17 protein-coding genes are annotated in these 15,937 nt (G+C 70.3%); 11 read left to right on the forward strand and 6 right to left on the reverse strand.

Going from position 1 to position 15,937, the window contains the following annotated elements; all coding sequences use genetic code 11:
* Positions 1-99: 99 nt before the first annotated feature.
* The gene (locus tag OVA17_RS11080; RefSeq protein WP_267786615.1) at positions 100-1,359 is read right to left on the reverse strand and encodes a hypothetical protein; all 1,260 of its coding nucleotides are present in this window, start codon (positions 1,357-1,359) and stop codon (positions 100-102) included.
* Positions 1,360-1,663: 304 nt separating this feature from the next.
* On the opposite strand from OVA17_RS11080, the gene OVA17_RS11085 reads away from it, so the two are divergent.
* From OVA17_RS11085 to OVA17_RS11105, 5 genes are all read left to right on the forward strand, one after another.
* Positions 1,664-3,961: a polyribonucleotide nucleotidyltransferase gene (locus tag OVA17_RS11085; protein ID WP_210071894.1), complete on the forward strand. Its 2,298-nt coding sequence runs from the start codon at positions 1,664-1,666 to the stop codon at positions 3,959-3,961.
* Between the two features lie 229 nt (positions 3,962-4,190).
* Positions 4,191-5,216 carry an aldo/keto reductase gene (locus tag OVA17_RS11090; protein ID WP_267786618.1) on the forward strand — a complete coding sequence of 342 codons (1,026 nt, stop codon included), beginning with the start codon at positions 4,191-4,193 and terminating at the stop codon, positions 5,214-5,216.
* 78 nt (positions 5,217-5,294) lie between these two features.
* Positions 5,295-5,897, forward strand: a complete 603-nt coding sequence (locus OVA17_RS11095) for a histidine phosphatase family protein (RefSeq protein WP_210071892.1) — start codon at positions 5,295-5,297, stop codon at positions 5,895-5,897.
* Positions 5,898-5,961: 64 nt separating this feature from the next.
* Positions 5,962-6,774 carry a 4-hydroxy-tetrahydrodipicolinate reductase gene (gene dapB / locus OVA17_RS11100; protein WP_267786619.1) on the forward strand — a complete coding sequence of 271 codons (813 nt, stop codon included), beginning with the start codon at positions 5,962-5,964 and terminating at the stop codon, positions 6,772-6,774.
* Positions 6,771-7,223, forward strand: a complete 453-nt coding sequence (locus tag OVA17_RS11105) for a hypothetical protein (protein ID WP_267786620.1) — start codon at positions 6,771-6,773, stop codon at positions 7,221-7,223. The genes dapB and OVA17_RS11105 overlap by 4 nt, the downstream gene beginning before the upstream one ends.
* 54 nt (positions 7,224-7,277) lie before the next feature.
* Here OVA17_RS11105 and OVA17_RS11110 read toward each other — a convergent pair whose 3' ends face one another.
* From OVA17_RS11110 to OVA17_RS11125, 4 genes are all read right to left on the reverse strand, one after another.
* Positions 7,278-8,198 (reverse strand): TIGR01777 family oxidoreductase, encoded by a 921-nt coding sequence (locus OVA17_RS11110; protein WP_267786621.1) that lies wholly within the window; start codon positions 8,196-8,198, stop codon positions 7,278-7,280.
* A complete protein-coding gene (locus OVA17_RS11115; RefSeq protein WP_103210405.1) occupies positions 8,191-8,616 on the reverse strand; it encodes an OsmC family peroxiredoxin in 426 nt (141 codons plus the stop codon). Before OVA17_RS11115 ends, OVA17_RS11110 begins: the two co-directional genes overlap by 8 nt.
* 107 nt (positions 8,617-8,723) lie before the next feature.
* Entirely contained in the window at positions 8,724-9,296 is a 573-nt protein-coding gene (locus tag OVA17_RS11120; RefSeq protein ID WP_267786622.1) for a DUF4395 domain-containing protein, read from the reverse strand.
* A complete protein-coding gene (locus OVA17_RS11125) occupies positions 9,289-9,720 on the reverse strand; it encodes a thioredoxin family protein (protein WP_324289883.1) in 432 nt (143 codons plus the stop codon). Before OVA17_RS11125 ends, OVA17_RS11120 begins: the two co-directional genes overlap by 8 nt.
* A 156-nt stretch (positions 9,721-9,876) precedes the next feature.
* Here OVA17_RS11125 and OVA17_RS11130 point away from each other — a divergent pair, with 156 nt between their 5' ends.
* Genes OVA17_RS11130 through OVA17_RS11140 form a run of 3 tightly spaced genes read left to right on the forward strand, consistent with a single transcriptional unit; the run spans position 9,877 to position 11,937 of the window.
* The gene (locus OVA17_RS11130) at positions 9,877-10,686 is read left to right on the forward strand and encodes a thymidylate synthase (RefSeq protein ID WP_267786625.1); all 810 of its coding nucleotides are present in this window, start codon (positions 9,877-9,879) and stop codon (positions 10,684-10,686) included.
* Positions 10,683-11,183 carry a dihydrofolate reductase gene (locus OVA17_RS11135; RefSeq protein ID WP_267786626.1) on the forward strand — a complete coding sequence of 167 codons (501 nt, stop codon included), beginning with the start codon at positions 10,683-10,685 and terminating at the stop codon, positions 11,181-11,183. Before OVA17_RS11130 ends, OVA17_RS11135 begins: the two co-directional genes overlap by 4 nt.
* 1 nt (position 11,184) lies before the next feature.
* Positions 11,185-11,937, forward strand: a complete 753-nt coding sequence (locus OVA17_RS11140) for an SDR family NAD(P)-dependent oxidoreductase (RefSeq protein WP_267786627.1) — start codon at positions 11,185-11,187, stop codon at positions 11,935-11,937.
* A gap of 18 nt (positions 11,938-11,955) precedes the next feature.
* Here the strand turns inward: OVA17_RS11140 and OVA17_RS11145 are convergent, their stop codons facing one another.
* Complete coding sequence (locus OVA17_RS11145) at positions 11,956-12,492, reverse strand: NUDIX domain-containing protein (protein ID WP_267786628.1); 537 nt, start codon at positions 12,490-12,492, stop codon at positions 11,956-11,958.
* Between the two features lie 96 nt (positions 12,493-12,588).
* On the opposite strand from OVA17_RS11145, the gene dapA reads away from it, so the two are divergent.
* From dapA to OVA17_RS11160, 3 genes are all read left to right on the forward strand, one after another.
* The gene (dapA, locus tag OVA17_RS11150; RefSeq protein WP_267786629.1) at positions 12,589-13,566 is read left to right on the forward strand and encodes a 4-hydroxy-tetrahydrodipicolinate synthase; all 978 of its coding nucleotides are present in this window, start codon (positions 12,589-12,591) and stop codon (positions 13,564-13,566) included.
* A 76-nt stretch (positions 13,567-13,642) separates the two neighbouring features.
* A complete protein-coding gene (locus OVA17_RS11155) occupies positions 13,643-15,319 on the forward strand; it encodes a ribonuclease J (protein WP_210071881.1) in 1,677 nt (558 codons plus the stop codon).
* Between the two features lie 78 nt (positions 15,320-15,397).
* Positions 15,398-15,889: a GNAT family N-acetyltransferase gene (locus tag OVA17_RS11160; RefSeq protein WP_267786630.1), complete on the forward strand. Its 492-nt coding sequence runs from the start codon at positions 15,398-15,400 to the stop codon at positions 15,887-15,889.
* Positions 15,890-15,937 lie beyond the last annotated feature (48 nt).

Raw genomic sequence — 15,937 nt, forward strand, 5'->3', positions numbered from 1 at the left:
GCCCTCCGTTCGGGATCTCACGATCGGCTCGACGTCGCACGACGATGCGCGCTGAGCTGGTGTGCTCTCTCGCGTTTCGCGCGGGCTCGACCCGGATCGTCAGTACCAGCCGGTGCGCTGAGAGTGATCCCACGCCCCGCAGGGGGATCCGTATCGCGAGCTGATGTACGACAGGCCCCAGGAGATCTGGGTGTTCGCGTTCGTGCGCCAGTCGAGGCCGAAGGTGGCCATCTTGTCGCCGGGGAGCGCCTGGGGGATGCCGTAGGCGCCGCTGCCGCTGTTGTAGGCGTCGACCCGCCAGCTCGACTCGCGGTTCCACAGCGAGACGAGGCACGAGAACTGGTCGTCGCCCCAGCCGTAGCGACCGATCGCGCCGCGGGCCGCGGAGCGCGCTTCGCCGGGGCTCATGACCGGCCCCGCCGGGGCGGTCGACCCGCCGCCGGACCCGCCGCCCGGGCTCGAGCCGCCGGAGCCCGACCCGCCGCTCGAGCCCGACCCGCCGGAGCCCGAGCCGCCGGACGAGCTCGACCCGCCGGACGAGCTCGACCCGCCGGACCCACCCGTCGACCCGCCGCCGGAGCCCGATCCGCCGCCGGATGCCGCCACCGGTCCTCCCGCCGACCCGCCGGGCTGCTGCGCGTCGCGTTGCACCTTCTCCTGCTCGCGCGCCGCGCGTTCCTGAGCGGCGGTGGTCGCCCGCAACGCCGCGAGCTGGGCGTACAGATCATCAAGGCGTGCCTGCGCCGCCCGCACGGTCTCGGCCTCGGCCTCGGCGTCGCTCTGCGCGGTCGCGGCGGTGGTCCGCGCGTCGTCGGCCAGGCGCGCGGCTTCGTCCCGGGCCTGCTCCGCTTGCTCGCGCAGAGAGGTGGCGACGTCGGCCGCGCTGCGGGCCCGGCCCGCGGTGCGTGCCGTGACCTCGGACACACGATCCAGGATGCCGAGCCGCTCGAGCAGCGAATCGGGATCGGCGTCCGTCAGGAGCTGCGCCACGAGGGGGCCACCGCCCACGGTTCGGTACAACCGCGCGGCACTCGCTCCCGCGGCGGCGGCGCTGGAGGTCTCCGCGGCATCGGCCGAGGCGCTCTGCGCGGTCAGCTCCGCCGCGCGCGCCGCGGTCCGTTCCGCCTGAAGGCGCGTCTGCTCGGCGACGGCCGACGCATCGAGGGCACGGTGCGACGCGGCTGCGGCATCGGCCTCCGCGGCATCCAATTCCTGCTTCACCTGGGCCACGGCGCTGTCGTCGACGACGGCGAGGGCATGGCCGGTGCGGACGCCCGCCGAGGCGGGAGAGGGCACGAGGGCCGCGCCGACGACGACGCACGCGAGAAGCGTGTGACTCATGCGACGAATGAGGCCCATGAGGTCACGCTAGAGCACGATCCCGTGTGCTGCCCACCCCCGAACGGTGGTCGCTGATAGGGTGGGGAAGGATGCCGCCTCGGCATCGGCTCAACTACATATGAGCTCACGGAGCAGGCCGGCAGACGCTGGTCCCCTGTGGTGGACTCCCCGTCGGATCGCCGGGTGGTCGTCTACTGGTGGCCAGTCGCCGGGATTTCCGGGCCGATTCGTCGGCGCGCCCTTTCTGCCTGTTCCTGCTCCTTCGCATGTCAGCTCGTCGCCCACACGGGGCGGCGAGCCTAAACAAAGAAGGAGGGACCTCTTGGAAGGTCCAGAAATCACCGCCGCTGAAGCCGTTCTCGACAACGGCCGTTTCGGCACCCGTACCGTCCGGTTCGAGACCGGACGCCTCGCTCAGCAGGCTCAGGGCGCTGTCGCCGCCTACCTCGACGAAGAGACGATGCTCCTGTCGGCCACCAGCGCCGGCAAGCACCCGCGTGAAGGATTCGACTTCTTCCCGCTGACCGTCGACGTCGAAGAGCGCTCTTACGCCGCCGGCAAGATCCCCGGCTCGTTCTTCCGCCGCGAGGGTCGCCCCTCGACCGAGGCCATCCTCGTGTGCCGCCTCATCGACCGGCCGCTGCGCCCGTCGTTCGTCGACGGCCTCCGCAACGAGGTCCAGATCGTCGTCACCGTGCTCTCGATCGCTCCCGGGGAGTTCTACGACGCCCTCGCGATCAACGCCGCCTCGCTGTCGACCCAGATCTCGGGTCTGCCGTTCTCGGGTCCCATCGCCGGTGTGCGTCTCGCGCTCATCCCCGGCCAGGGCGAGAACGCCGACCAGTGGGTCGCTTTCCCGACCGTCACGCAGCTCGAAGACGCCGTCTTCGACCTCATCGTCGCCGGCCGCGTGCTCGACGACGGCGACGTCGCCATCATGATGGTGGAGGCCGAAGCCACCGAGGGCAGCTGGAACATGATCAAGGGCGGCGCGACCAAGCCGAACGAGCAGGTCGTGGCCGAGGGCCTCGAGGCTGCCAAGCCCTTCCTGCGTCAGCTGGTCGACGCGCAGAACGAGGTCGCCCGTACCGCGGCCAAGGAGATCCAGTCCTTCCCCGTCTTCCCGGCATACAGCCAGGAGACCTACGACTTCGTCGCCGGCCGTGCCTACGACCGTCTGGTGCCCGTCTACCAGATCGCCGACAAGCAGGAGCGTCAGAACGCCGACGACGAGGTCAAGACCTCCGTCAAGGAGCAGCTCCTCGCCGCCGTCGAGTCGGGCGAGCTGCCCGCCGTCGCAACCCTGGAGTTCAACGCCGCGTACAAGTCGGTCACCAAGACCATCGTCCGCGGTCGCATCCTCGCCGAGGGCGTGCGCATGGACGGCCGTGGCCTCGCCGACATCCGCCCGCTCGACGCCGAGGTGCAGGTCATCCCGCGCGTGCACGGTTCGGCGATCTTCCAGCGCGGTGAGACCCAGATCCTGGGCGTCACCACGCTGAACATGCTCAAGATGGAGCAGCAGATCGACTCGCTCTCGCCCATCACGAGCAAGCGTTACCTGCACCACTACAACTTCCCGCCGTACTCGACCGGTGAGACCGGTCGCGTGGGCAGCCCGAAGCGTCGCGAGATCGGCCACGGCTTCCTGGCCGAGCGTGCTCTCGTTCCCGTGCTCCCCAGCCGCGAGGAGTTCCCCTACGCGATCCGTCAGGTGTCCGAGGCTCTCGGCTCCAACGGTTCGACGTCGATGGGCTCGGTGTGCGCCTCGACCCTGTCGCTGCTGAACGCGGGTGTGCCCCTTCGCGCCCCCGTCGCCGGTATCGCCATGGGCCTGGTCACCGACGAGGTCGACGGACAGACGCGCTACGCCGCCCTGACCGACATCCTCGGCGCAGAAGACGCTCTCGGCGACATGGACTTCAAGGTCGCCGGAACGAGCGAGTTCATCACCGCGATCCAGCTCGACACCAAGCTCGACGGCATCCCGTCGTCGGTGCTCGCGGCCGCGCTCACCCAGGCCAAGGAGGCTCGTCTGACGATCCTCAACGTCCTGAACTCGGCGATCGACGCCCCCGACGAGATGGCGCCCACCGCGCCCCGCGTCATCAGCGTCCAGATCCCGGTCGACAAGATCGGTGAGCTCATCGGGCCCAAGGGCAAGACGATCAACTCCATCCAGGACGAGACCGGCGCACAGATCTCGATCGAGGACGACGGCACCGTCTACATCGGCGCGACCGACGGCCCCTCGGCCGAGGCCGCCCGTGCCCAGGTGAACGCCATCGCCAACCCGACCAACCCCGAGGTGGGCGAGCAGTTCCTCGGAACCGTCGTCAAGATCGCGACCTTCGGCGCGTTCGTCTCGCTGCTTCCCGGCAAGGACGGCCTGCTGCACGTCAGCGAGGTCCGCAAGCTCGCCGGCGGCAAGCGCGTCGAGAACGTCGAAGACGTGCTCTCGGTCGGTCGCAAGATCCTCGTGCGCATCACGAAGATCGACGACCGCGGCAAGCTGTCGCTCGAGCCCGTGCTCGACGAGGAGGCCACCACGCCCGAGCCCGCCGACACGGAGAGCTCGGCCGCCGCGAGCCAGGGTCCCGAGGCTCCCGCCGAAGGCTGATCCTCTGATCACCGGATGCCCGTCCCGCTCTCGCGGGGCGGGCATCCGTCGTGTGGCCCGTGGGGCGGGTGTGACGATCGCCGCGTAAGCGTTACGCAATGTTTATCGCCACGGCGGGGCAATGGGCTGGCCGGTCTCGGGGAAGGCCTAGCCTCGTAGTACGTCGGGGGGCGTGGTGATACGGGTGGTTCCGTACCGTCATCCGGCATCGCGGGGAGAGGACCTCACCATGAGCGGCTCGGGCGTCGATGAGACGGCCTCGCCGCGCCTGCGTCGGGATCGTGCTGCGCACCCCTCGTCGCCGATCACCCTGCAGGGCCCCGGCCTCGGCTCTCACGTGCGCGTGCCTCTCGGCGAGACGGGGTTCGACGTCTTCCCCCTGTTCCTCGGCGGGGGAGAGTTCGGCTGGAACGTCGACGCCCGCTCGAGCCACGAGATCCTCGACGCGTACGCCGAGCTCGGCGGCAACGCGCTGCATACGGCCGACAGCTACGCCGCCGGTCGCAGCGAGTTCATCATCGGCGAGTGGCTCCGCACCCGCCGCATGCGCGACGACACGGTGCTGACGGTCCGCATCGGCGGCCACCCCGACAACCCGGGCTTGGACTCCGTCAATCTCGTCCGCGCCGTCGAGGCCTCGCTCACGCGCCTGGGCACCGACCGCATCGACGTGCTCTCGCTCGACGCCGCCCGCGGCGACCGAGCCCTGCTCGAGGACACCCTGGCCACCAGCGAGTGGCTCGTGGAGTCGGGCAAGGTCCGCGCGATCGGTGCGCACGGCTATACCGCCGCACAGCTCGTCGAGGCCCGCATCCTGTCCTCCGCCGGGTACCCGCGCATCGCGGTACTCGACGTCCCCTACAACGTGCTGCGCCGGTCTGAGTTCGAGGGCGACGTGCGGCTCATCGCCTCGGCCCAGAACATGGCCGTTACCCCCTCGCACCCGCTCGCCCACGGCTTCCTCGCCGGCGAGACGCGCACCCGCGGCCAGTCCTCGCAGTCGGTGCGCGGCACGCAGGTGGCGGCGCACCTGAACCGTCGTGGCTCGCGCGTTCTGCGGGCCCTCGACGCGGTGGGCGAAGAGCTCGGACTCCCGGATGCCGCTGTCGCCGTCGCCTGGCTGCTCGCGCAGAAGATCGTGACGGCGCCGATCGTCAACGCTTTCGCCCCCCGCCACGTCGTGGAGTGCATGCGCGCCGTGGGCGTGCGCCTGAGCCGCGCGCACCTGTCGGATATCGCCCGAGCCGCGGAGTGACCGGCCCGGTGTCGGGGGTGTGACGTAGGCTTGTCGAGAGGGCCGGGGGACGGCAGATCGACGACGAAGTGAGCTGACGTGACGCACTACATCTACCTGGTGCGCCATGGCGAGCACCAGGATGCCGAACACGGTCTGACCGACGGGCCCCTGTCTCCGAGAGGGCAGCGGCAGGCCGCTCTGCTGGCCGACCGCCTCTCGGGCCTCCCTCTCGACGCTGTCTGGCACTCGCCTCTCGAGCGCGCGGCGCAGACCGCCCGCGCGGTCGCCGACCGCCTGCCCGCGGTCACGCCCGAGTCCTCGGCGCTGCTGTTCGACTGCATCCCCACCGGGATGACGCCCGAGACGCCCTCGGTGTTCGAGCCCTTCTTCGGTTCGGTGAGCGAGGCCGAGATCGACGCCGGTCGCGCCCAGATGGCCGACGCCACCGCCGAGTTCCTCGCGCGCAAGGCCGGCGAGGTGCACGAGCTCGTCATCACGCACAACTTCGTCATCTCGTGGTTCGTTCGCGAGGTTCTGCAGGCGCCCGACTGGCGCTGGATGACGATCAACCAGGCCTACTGCGGCCTGACGGTCATCGCGCAGAAGAAGGGGCGCCCCTGGACGCTGCTCTCCCACAACGACTTGGCGCACCTGCCGGTGGAGCTGCGCACCGGCCTGGTCGACCCGCTTCCCGTCTGAGTTCGTCCGCGGCGCGTCTGTGGATAACGCCGCGACGCCGGGTGCTCGCGCCTAGGCTGGACGCATGACGACGCGTGTGGCCATCGTGGGGGGAACCGGAAAGCTGGGCGGAGTGATCCGCGCGGTCGTCGACGCCGAGGACGGCTACGAGGTGACGGCGGTGCTCACCTCGGCCTCTCCGCTCAGCGAGATCGACGGAGCCGACCTCGTCATCGACGCCACCACGCCCGCGGTGTCGATCGACGTCGTCCGCGCGGCCGTCGAACGCGGCATCAATGTGCTGGTAGGCACGTCGGGCTGGTCGAACGAGCGCATCGCCTTGGTCCGTTCCCTCGTGGATGCCAGTGGCACGGGCGCCGTCTTCATCCCGAACTTCTCCCTCGGCTCGGTGATCGGCAGTGCCCTCGCCGCGGCCGCGGCGCCGTTCTTCCCCTCGATCGAGATCATCGAGGCGCACCACGAGACCAAGATCGACTCACCCAGTGGCACCGCCGTGCGCACGGCCGAGCTGATCGCAGCGGCGCGGGCCGATGTCGGACCCGTCGAATCGCCGCACGTCGATCAGCGAGCCCGTGGCCAGCGTGTCGCATCGGTCCCCATCCACTCGCTCCGCCGTCCGGGCGTCGTCGCCCGGCAGGAGACGATTCTCTCGGGTGCGGGGGAGTCGCTCACCGTCGTCCACGACACGATCGAGCCGGCCAGGGCGTACGCTCCCGGCATCCGGATCGCCCTCGCCGCCGCCCGCGACGCGCGCGGGGTGCACGTGGGCCTCGACAGCTTCATCGACATCGGGGTACGCGTGCGACCCCTGCCGCCCGAGGCCCCCATCGCCGACGGCGACGTGTCGGGCCAGGTGGCGGGCGTCACCAGCGCATGAGAGTCCGCGTCGCGGTCGCCGTCATGACGGTGCTTCTGCTGATGTACGTCGTGCTGGCGGGGCAGCGGGCCATCGTGCTGCTCTCGAGCGGCGAGACCGTCGGCGTCGTGATGGGCGTGGCGCTGCTCGTCCTTCCGGCCCTGGCCATCTGGGCGATCGGTCGGGAGCTGTGGTTCGGCGTGCGTGCACAGCGATTGGGCGAGCGGCTGGAGGCCGAGGGCGGGCTGCCCGACGAGGACCTTCCCGTTCGTCCCAGCGGCCGCATCGAGCGCGAGGACGGCGACGCGCTGTTTCCGCGCTACCGCGCGGACGTCGAGGAGCACCCCGGCGATTGGCGCGCGCGCTACCGATTGGGGCTCGCGTACGACGCGGCGGGAGATCGTCGTCGCGCGCGAGACGCGATCCGCACGGCGATCCGCCTCGAGACGGCGGAGCGCCGGACGGCCTGAACACGAGCCAGCGCCGCGGGGACGACCGGCGTGGCGTCGGTCGTCCCCGCGCGTTCAGGCCGCGTCGCGCGCCGGAACGGCCGAGGCGACGGCCTCTTCGACCGTGCGATGCGTGAACATGAATCCGCTGTCTTCGAGGACGGCGGGACGAACGTCGGCATCCGAGGTGAGCAGGGCCTCCGTCGCGTCGGACCCGAGGGCGAGCTTGACGCCCCAGATCGGCGCGCGTACGAGGTAGGGACGGTTCATGCGGCGAGCCAGAGCGAACCCGAGGTCGTTCGCCGTCGCGCGCACCGGCCCGGTGAGGTTGACCGGTCCCGACACGTCGGCGTCGATGACGTGGCGGATGGCCCGTACCTCGTCGTCGAGCGAGATCCAGGGCCAGACCTGCGTCCCGCGCCCGATGGGGCCCGAGAGGCCGAGCTTGGTCAGAAGCAGCAGGGGCTTGAGCACGCCCTGCTCGTGCACGACGGGAGCGGTGCGCAGCATCGCCACGCGGGCCGAGTCGCCGGCGGCGCGGGCGGCGTGCTCCCAGTCGACGCAGATGTCGGCCAGCAGACCGGAGCCGCGCTTCGAGGTCTCGGTCAGCACGGCTCCCGGCTGCGATCCGTAGAAGCCGGTGGCGCTGGCGTTCACGAGTGCGGGGGCGTCGGCACCGAGCGCGCGCACGGCCGCGGCCAGCGTACGGGTCGGCGTGATACGCGACCACAGCAGGGTGCTCTTGTACGAGGCCGTCCAGGGGAAGTGCCCGATGGACGCGCCGTTCAGACACACCACCGCGTCGGCCCCGGCGAGCACGTCGGGGTCGAGGGGTGCGGCGTCCTGCAGCCACTGCACCTCGTGCGGCGCCGTCGGCTCGTGGCGCACGAGCGAGGTGACCTCGACGCCGTCGCCGCGCAGCGAGTCGAGGAGCGCCGAGCCGATGAGGCCCGACGCGCCGGCGAGGACGACGCGTCGGGCCGGAGTCTCAGGCAAGCGTCGCCTCGAGGGTGATGTCGATGCCCGTGAGCGCCTGCGACACGGGGCAGTTGGCCTTCGCGTCGGCGGCGATCTTCTGGAACGTCTCGTCGTCGAGTCCGGGGACGACGGCGTTGACGTTGAGGTGGCTGCCGGTGATGCCGGTGCCGGGCTTGAAGGTGATCGACGCCGTGGCGTCGACCGACTCGGGCGGGGTGCCGTTCTCGGCCAGTGCGTTCGACAGCGCCATGCTGAAGCACGACGAGTGCGCACCCGCGAGCAGCTCTTCGGGCGTGGTGACCGAGCCCGATCCCTCGCTGCGCGCCTTCCAGTTCACGTCGAACGTGCCGATTCCAGACGAGGTGAAGGTGACCTCACCCGATCCCTCGAACAGGCTGCCCTTCCAGGCGGTGGTGGCTTCGCTCGTGACGGCCATGGGGAACCTCCGTTGTCTCGGCGCGGTCAGGGGTGACCGCGACGCGGCCAGCCTAGTGAGAGCGTCGGCCGCCGGGCGGGTCTTGACAGGGCTCTGCTCGAAGACGCTCAGGCTGCGGCGGGACCGCGGCGACCGATGAGTCCCGCGCGCTGCAGCACGAGGTAGAGCTGGCATCCGAGGCACAGCCCGAAGACGGCGTTGAGGAACGCCGCGACGAACGCCATCGCCGCCGCGATCGGCAGCGCCCACGGCACTCCGACGAGGTGCAGGAGCAGCCCCGCGGCGGTGACGAACAGCCCCACGCCCTGGGCGAAGCGGGGCGGACGGGGGTCCTCGAACTCGGTCGGCGGTGCGAGCCGCGGCTGCACCAGCCGGCGATACACGACGCCCCAGGGCGCCGTGCGGGGCCAGGCGACCCCCCACACGAACAGCAGCGCGATGACGAGCAGCAGAACGAAGCCGGGGTCGGCGACGCGGTCCTGGAACGAGACCTGTTGAACGGTCCAGGCGTCGGGGCGGAAGGTGGCATCGGCCGCGGGCTGGTAGGCGACCCACCCGAGATCCCCGCGCCGCGTCGAGATACCGACCAGGCCGAGTGCCGTCGCCACCAGGAGCAGGGCGGCGGTGATGGATGCCGCGAAGCGCGGGCCGCGGGCGTCGATGCGCGAGGGGTCAGGCACGGGTGGGCTCCTTCTGCAGTCGGCTCAACTCGTTCTCGACCGCGGCGCGTTCGAGAGTCCCGCCGAAACGGGTGCGGATGGCTCCGCGTCGATCGAGCACGAGGGTGGTGGGGGTTTGCAGGACGTGGAACTGCTGAGCGAGATCGGGACGATGGGTCAGGTCGACGTCGATGTAGTGGACGCCCTCACGGGAGTCGGCGACCTGCGTGAGGATGCGGCGCACCCCGGGGCAGCGCGAGCAGATCTCGGTGCTGAACTGCACCAGGGTCGCCTCCGGGCCCAGGCGGTCCGCGCCGAGCAGGCCGGGATCGACCGCCTCGGCCGAGTCGACGGTCCGTGCGCGCCCCTGTCGTCGGCGGAACACGACACCGACGAGCGTCGTCAGCACGACCAGCGCGCCGACCGCGAGAAGAGCGAAGGTCACGTCCACGACGGTCAACGCTAATGCGCGTGCGCGCGACGAGGGCCGATGAGTCCTCCCGTGACGGAGCCTCCTCCCCAGCGGAGCGCGCCCCGCGGCCACGCACCGAGCCCCCTTCCCACGTTCTGGTGGGACCGCTTCGCGGGTATCGTGAGGGCCGTGACCGCCGACATCCCGACGCCCTACGAAGACCTGCTCCGCGACGTTCTCGAAACGGGCGTGCACAAGTCCGACCGCACCGGGACGGGCACCACGAGCGTGTTCGGGCGTCAGATCCGCTTCGACCTCGCCGACGGCTTCCCGCTCATCACGACCAAGCGCGTGCACCTGAAGTCGATCGTGTACGAGCTGCTGTGGTTCCTGCGCGGCGAATCGAACGTGTCGTGGTTGAAAGACAACGGCGTCACCATCTGGGACGAGTGGGCCGATGACGATGGCGAGCTCGGGCCCGTCTACGGTGTCCAGTGGCGCTCGTGGCCCACCGCCGACGGCGGGACGATCGACCAGATCTCGCAGGTCGTGGAGCAGATCCGTCGCGACCCCGACTCGCGTCGGCTGATCGTGTCGGCCTGGAACCCCGCCGACATCCCGGACATGGCGCTCGCACCGTGCCACGCCCTGTTCCAGTTCTATGTCGCCGACGGCAAGCTGTCGTGCCAGCTCTACCAGCGCAGCGCCGACATGTTCCTCGGCGTGCCGTTCAACATCGCCTCCTATGCGCTCCTGACGCTCATGGTCGCGCAGCAGACGGGCCTCGAGCCCGGCGAGTTCGTCTGGACCGGTGGCGACTGCCACGTCTACGACAACCACCGAGAGCAGGTCCGCGAGCAACTCTCGCGCGAGCCATACCCCTACCCGACGCTCCGCTTCGCCCGCCGGCCGGAGTCGATCTTCGACTACTCGTTCGACGACATCGTCGTCGAGGACTACCAGCACCACCCCGCGATCCGCGGAGCCGTCGCGGTATGACCGCGGTCGGCCTCGTGTGGGCGCAGGCGCACGGAGGCGTCATCGGCGCCGACGGAGGGATGCCCTGGCACGTGCCCGAGGACCTCGCGCACTTCCGCGCGGTGACCGGGTCGTCCGACGTCATCATGGGCCGGCGCACATGGGAGTCGCTCCCGCCGCGGTTCCGCCCCCTCCCCGGGCGCCGGAATCTCGTCGTGTCGGGCTCCGAGGGATGGACCGCCGAGGGCGCCGAGAGGGCATCCTCGCTCGATGACGCTCTCGCGCGGGCAGAGGGCGAGGACGTCTGGGTGATGGGGGGAGGCCGGCTCTACGCCGAGGCGATCCACCGCGCCGACGTCCTCGAACTCACACGCCTCGACGTCGAGGTGGACGGCGACACTTTCGCCCCCTCGGTCGACGGATGGACGCTCGAGGCCGCCGATCCCGTCGAGGGGTGGCACACCTCCGTAAGCGGCATCCGGTATCGCTTCGAGACCTATCGCCGAGGGACGCGCTGAGGTGGCCGTCGCCCTCATCACCGGCGCCAGCTCGGGCCTGGGCGCGGAGTTCGCCCGTCAGCTGGCCGCCCGCGGTGCCGATCTGGTCCTCGTCGCCCGCGACGGCGCGGCGCTGGAACGGGTCGCGAGCGATGTGCGAGCGAGATGGGGCGTCGAAGTCGAGGTGCTCGGCGCCGACCTCCTCGACGGCCATGCGCTCGCCGTGGTCGAGAGGCGCCTGGCCGAGGGCGTCGACGTGCTCGTCAACAACGCCGGCTTCGGCCTCGATCTCGCCTTCGAAGAGAACCCCGTCGACCTCGAGGTGCGGCATCTCCGCCTGCACGTCGAAGCCGCGATGAGGCTGATGCACGCCTCCCTGCCCGCCATGCTCGAGCGGGGGAGCGGCCGCATCGTCAACGTCGCATCGGTGGCCGGGTTCGTCCCGCGCGGCACGTACGGTGCGGTGAAGGGCTGGCTCATCTCGTTCAGCCGCTGGGCGAACGTCGTCTACGCCCCGCGCGGTGTGAGCGTGACCGCGGTGTGCCCCGGGTTCGTGCACACCAACTTCCACGAGCGCCTCGGCCTGCCGCCCGGCCGAGAGGGCGTACCTGCGGGCATGTGGCTCGACGCCGAGCACGTGGTCCGCGAGGGCCTGCGCGACGCCGCTCGCGGTCGTTCGGTGTCGGTGCCGTCGTGGCGGTACAGGGTGCTCGTCGCCGCCTCGCGCCTGCTTCCCGACGCCATGGTCGTGCGCGCCGCCTCGCGCGGACGCTGAACCGCGCCCCGCACGGGTTCAGCGGAAACGGCCCAGCCGGATTCCCGCCAGGGCGAGAGCGCCGATCGTCTCGCCGTCCGACACCTCCCCGCTCGCGATGAGATCGAGCGTCTCGGCGAAGGGGATCCACCGCACGGCGTCGATGCCCTCCTCGTGCTGCGAGGCCGTGGCATCCGTCGTCGTCAACCCCCGCGCGAGGAACACGTACTCGGGAGCGTCTGCGATGCCGTTGAGCGCATTCATCCGCCCCAGCGAGCTCCACTCGGATGCCGTGACCCCGGTCTCCTCGAGCAGTTCGCGCTTCGCGGCCTCGAGGGGATCCTCCCCGTCGGAGCCGCCCGCGGGAACCTCGAGGGAGCGCCCGGTCGTGTAGCGCTCGAGCTCGACGAAGCACACGCGCTCCCGCTCGTCGAGGGCCACGACGAACACCGCGGGGTGCTGCATCCGCACGACGCCGTAGATCCCGTCGCCGTGGGGGCCGGTCACCTCGTCCTCACGCACGTGGATCCAGCGATTCTCGTAGACGGTGCGCGATGAGCGGGTGGTCCAGGCCATGACGCCCACCCTAGGACGCGGTCGCTGTCACGCATTGTTCACCCGAGCTGCGGGCGACGCCGAGGGTGGAACGCCGCGAACCGATAACCTGGACCCATGACGCACTCCGGCAATCCCTTCGGTCAGGTGCTCGTCGCGCTCATCACCCCGATGACCGCCGACGGCGAAGTCGATTGGCCCGCCACCGAGAAGCACATCGACGACGTCATCACCGCCGGAGCCGACGGCATCGTCGTCACCGGCACCACGGGTGAGACCTCGACCCTCACGGACCCCGAGAAGCTGCGTCTCGTCGAGGTCGGAAAGAGCGTCTCGGCCGGTCGCGCCAAGATCATCACGGGCGGCGGGTCGAACGAGACCGCGCACGCGATCGAGCTCTACAAGGCGAGCGAGAAGGCCGGCGCCGACGGCATCATGATCGTCACGCCGTACTACAACAAGCCGACCCAGGCCGGCATCCTGACGCACTTCCGTCTCGTCGCGGACGCGACGGACCTGCCGGTGATCCTCTACGACATTCCCGGTCGAACCGGTGTGCCCATCAAGTACGAGACGATCCTGCGTCTCGCCAAGCACCCGAACATCCTCGCCATCAAGGACGCCAAGGGCGATTTCAGCGAGGTCAGCCGCGTGCTGAACCAGACCGACCTCATGTACTTCTCGGGAGACGACGCCAACGTGCTGCCGCACCTGTCGATCGGGGCTTCCGGCCTCATCGGTGTGACGGCGAACATCACCGCGATGCCCTACCGCACGATCGTGGACGCCGTGAACGCGGGCGATCTGGCCTCGGCCACGGCCGCGCACAAGAGTCTCGAGCCGTTGGTCCGCGCCGTCATGACGCACGTGCCCGGCACGGTCGCGGCGAAGTACATCCTCCACGGCCTCGGCCGCATCGGCAGCCCGCGCGTCCGCCTGCCCCTCGTCGGGCCGGAGGAGTGGGAAGCCGCCGTCATCGAAGACGAGCTGGCCCTCGTGAAGGACGTGGCCGGCGCCGACTTCTCCAACTTCCGCCCCGACCGCAACGCGGCCGCCGGCGGTGCCCTGCCGAAGGTGCACGGCACCACGAGATAAGCATCGGCGTCCGCCGAACCGCGGCCAGGGACGCCACACGAAGGGATGCCGCGAGGCGGTGTCCGAGGAGGCTCATATGCCCACTACCCCGTTCGACCCGCCCGCGCTCGCCGCGGGTACCCTCCGCGTCATCCCGCTCGGCGGTCTCGGCGAAGTCGGCCGCAACATGACCGTGTTCGAGTACGACGGCAAGCTGCTCGTCGTCGACTGCGGCGTGCTCTTCCCCGAGGAGCACCAGCCCGGCGTCGACCTGATCCTGCCCGACTTCGAGCCCATCAAGCACCGCCTCGACGACATCGTCGGTGTCGTTCTCACCCACGGTCACGAAGACCACATCGGCGCCGTTCCCTACCTCCTCAAGCTCAAGGGCGACATCCCCCTCATCGGCTCGGGCCTGACGCTCGCGCTCATCGAGGCGAAGCTCAAAGAGCACCGCATCCGCCCGTACACGCTGACGGTCACGGAGGGTCAGCACGAGAAGGTCGGCCCGTTCGATCTCGAGTTCATCGCCGTGAACCACTCCATCCCCGACGCGCTCGCCGTCGCTATCCGCACGCCCGCCGGCCTCGTGCTGGCCACCGGCGACTTCAAGATGGACCAGCTGCCGCTCGACGGCCGGATCACCGACCTGCGCGCCTTCGCCCGCCTGGGCGAGGAGGGCGTCGACCTCTTCCTGGTGGACTCCACCAACGCGGACGTCCCCGGGTTCACCCCCACGGAGCGGGGCATCGGCCCCGTGCTCGACCAGGTCATCGCCCGCGCTCCGCGTCGCGTCGTCGTGGCGAGCTTCTCCAGTCACGTGCACCGCGTGCAGCAGGTGCTGGACGCCGCCCACGCCAACGGTCGTCGGGTGGCGCTGCTCGGCCGCAGCATGGTGCGCAACATGGGCATCGCCGCCGATCTGGGCTACTTGAACGTCCCCGATGGCGTGCTGATCGACTACAAGAAGGCGCGCGACCTGCCCGACGACAAGATCGTCTACATGTCGACAGGTTCGCAGGGCGAGCCGATGGCCGTGCTCAGTCGCATGGCCAACCTCGACCACGCGATCGAGCCCGGCGAGGGCGACACGATCATCCTGGCATCCAGTCAGATCCCCGGGAACGAGAACGCGATCTACCGTGTGATCGACGGGCTGACCAAGCTCGGGGCGACCGTCGTGCACAAGGGCAACGCCAAGGTGCACGTCTCGGGCCACGCGGCCGCCGGCGAGCTGCTCTACTGCTACAACATCCTCAAGCCCAAGAACGTGCTTCCCGTGCACGGCGAGTACCGCCACCTCATGGCGAATGCGAAGCTCGCGCGCGAGACCGGCATTCCCGAGAAGAACACGATCCTCGGTGAGAACGGCACGGTCGTCGACCTGCGCGACGGCGTCGCCGAGGTCGTCGGTCAGGTCGATATCGGTTTCGTCTACGTCGACGGCTCGTCGGTGGGCGAGATCACGGATGCCGATCTGAAGGATCGTCGCATCCTGGGCGAGGAGGGCTTCATCTCGGTGATCGTCGTCGTCGATTCCGCGACCGGCAGCGTCATCTCCGGTCCGGAGATCCACGCGCGCGGCTTCGCCGAGGCCGACAAGGTGTTCGACAGCGTCAAGCCGAAGATCGCCGCGGCCCTCGCGGAGGCCGCGAAGTCGGGGGTGCGCGACAACCACGCTCTGTCGCAGGTCGTCCGTCGCACGATCGGTCGCTGGGTCAACCAGTCTCTGCGTCGGCGGCCCATGATCGTGCCGATGGTCATCGAGGCCTGATTCTCATCGAAGCGCCGCGGGTTTGCCCGCGGCGCTTCGTCGTTCCCGCTCCCCGCGCGCGCTCGCTATCATTCGGGCATGCCCGGTCTCCCGATCCGTGCGGCGCTCGCCTCCGACGGCGCCTTCCTCGCCGACATGACGGTCGAGGCCGCGACGTGGCGCGCGGGTGTCTCGCGGCCGCGTCACGAGATCGTCAGCAGCCCGGAGTACCGCCGCTACATCGCGGGGTGGATGCGCCCAGGCGACTCGGGGTTCGTCGCCGAGTCGCCGAGCGGCGAACCCGTCGGGGCGGCGTGGTACCGCATGCTTCCCCGCGACGAACCCGGCTTCGGGTGGGTCGGCACGGGGGTGCCCGAGCTCATCATCGGCGTGCGCCCCGTCTGGCGCGCGCACGGCACCGGTCGTGCACTGCTGCAGCGCCTGGTCGATCACGCCCGCGTGCAGGGATTCGCGCGCATCAGCTTGAGCGTCGAGCGTGACAACTACGCGCTCTCCCTGTACCGGTCGGAGGGCTTCGCCGTCGTGCGGAAGGGCATGGGGCGCGACGTCATGGTCAAGCGCCTGGGCTGAAGTCCGCGTCGGTACGCCCGAATGTCGGAGGGTCGGCCTACCGTGGAG

Source organism: Microbacterium sp. SL75, from assembly GCF_026625865.1.
Taxonomy (GTDB): Bacteria; Actinomycetota; Actinomycetes; order Actinomycetales; family Microbacteriaceae; genus Microbacterium.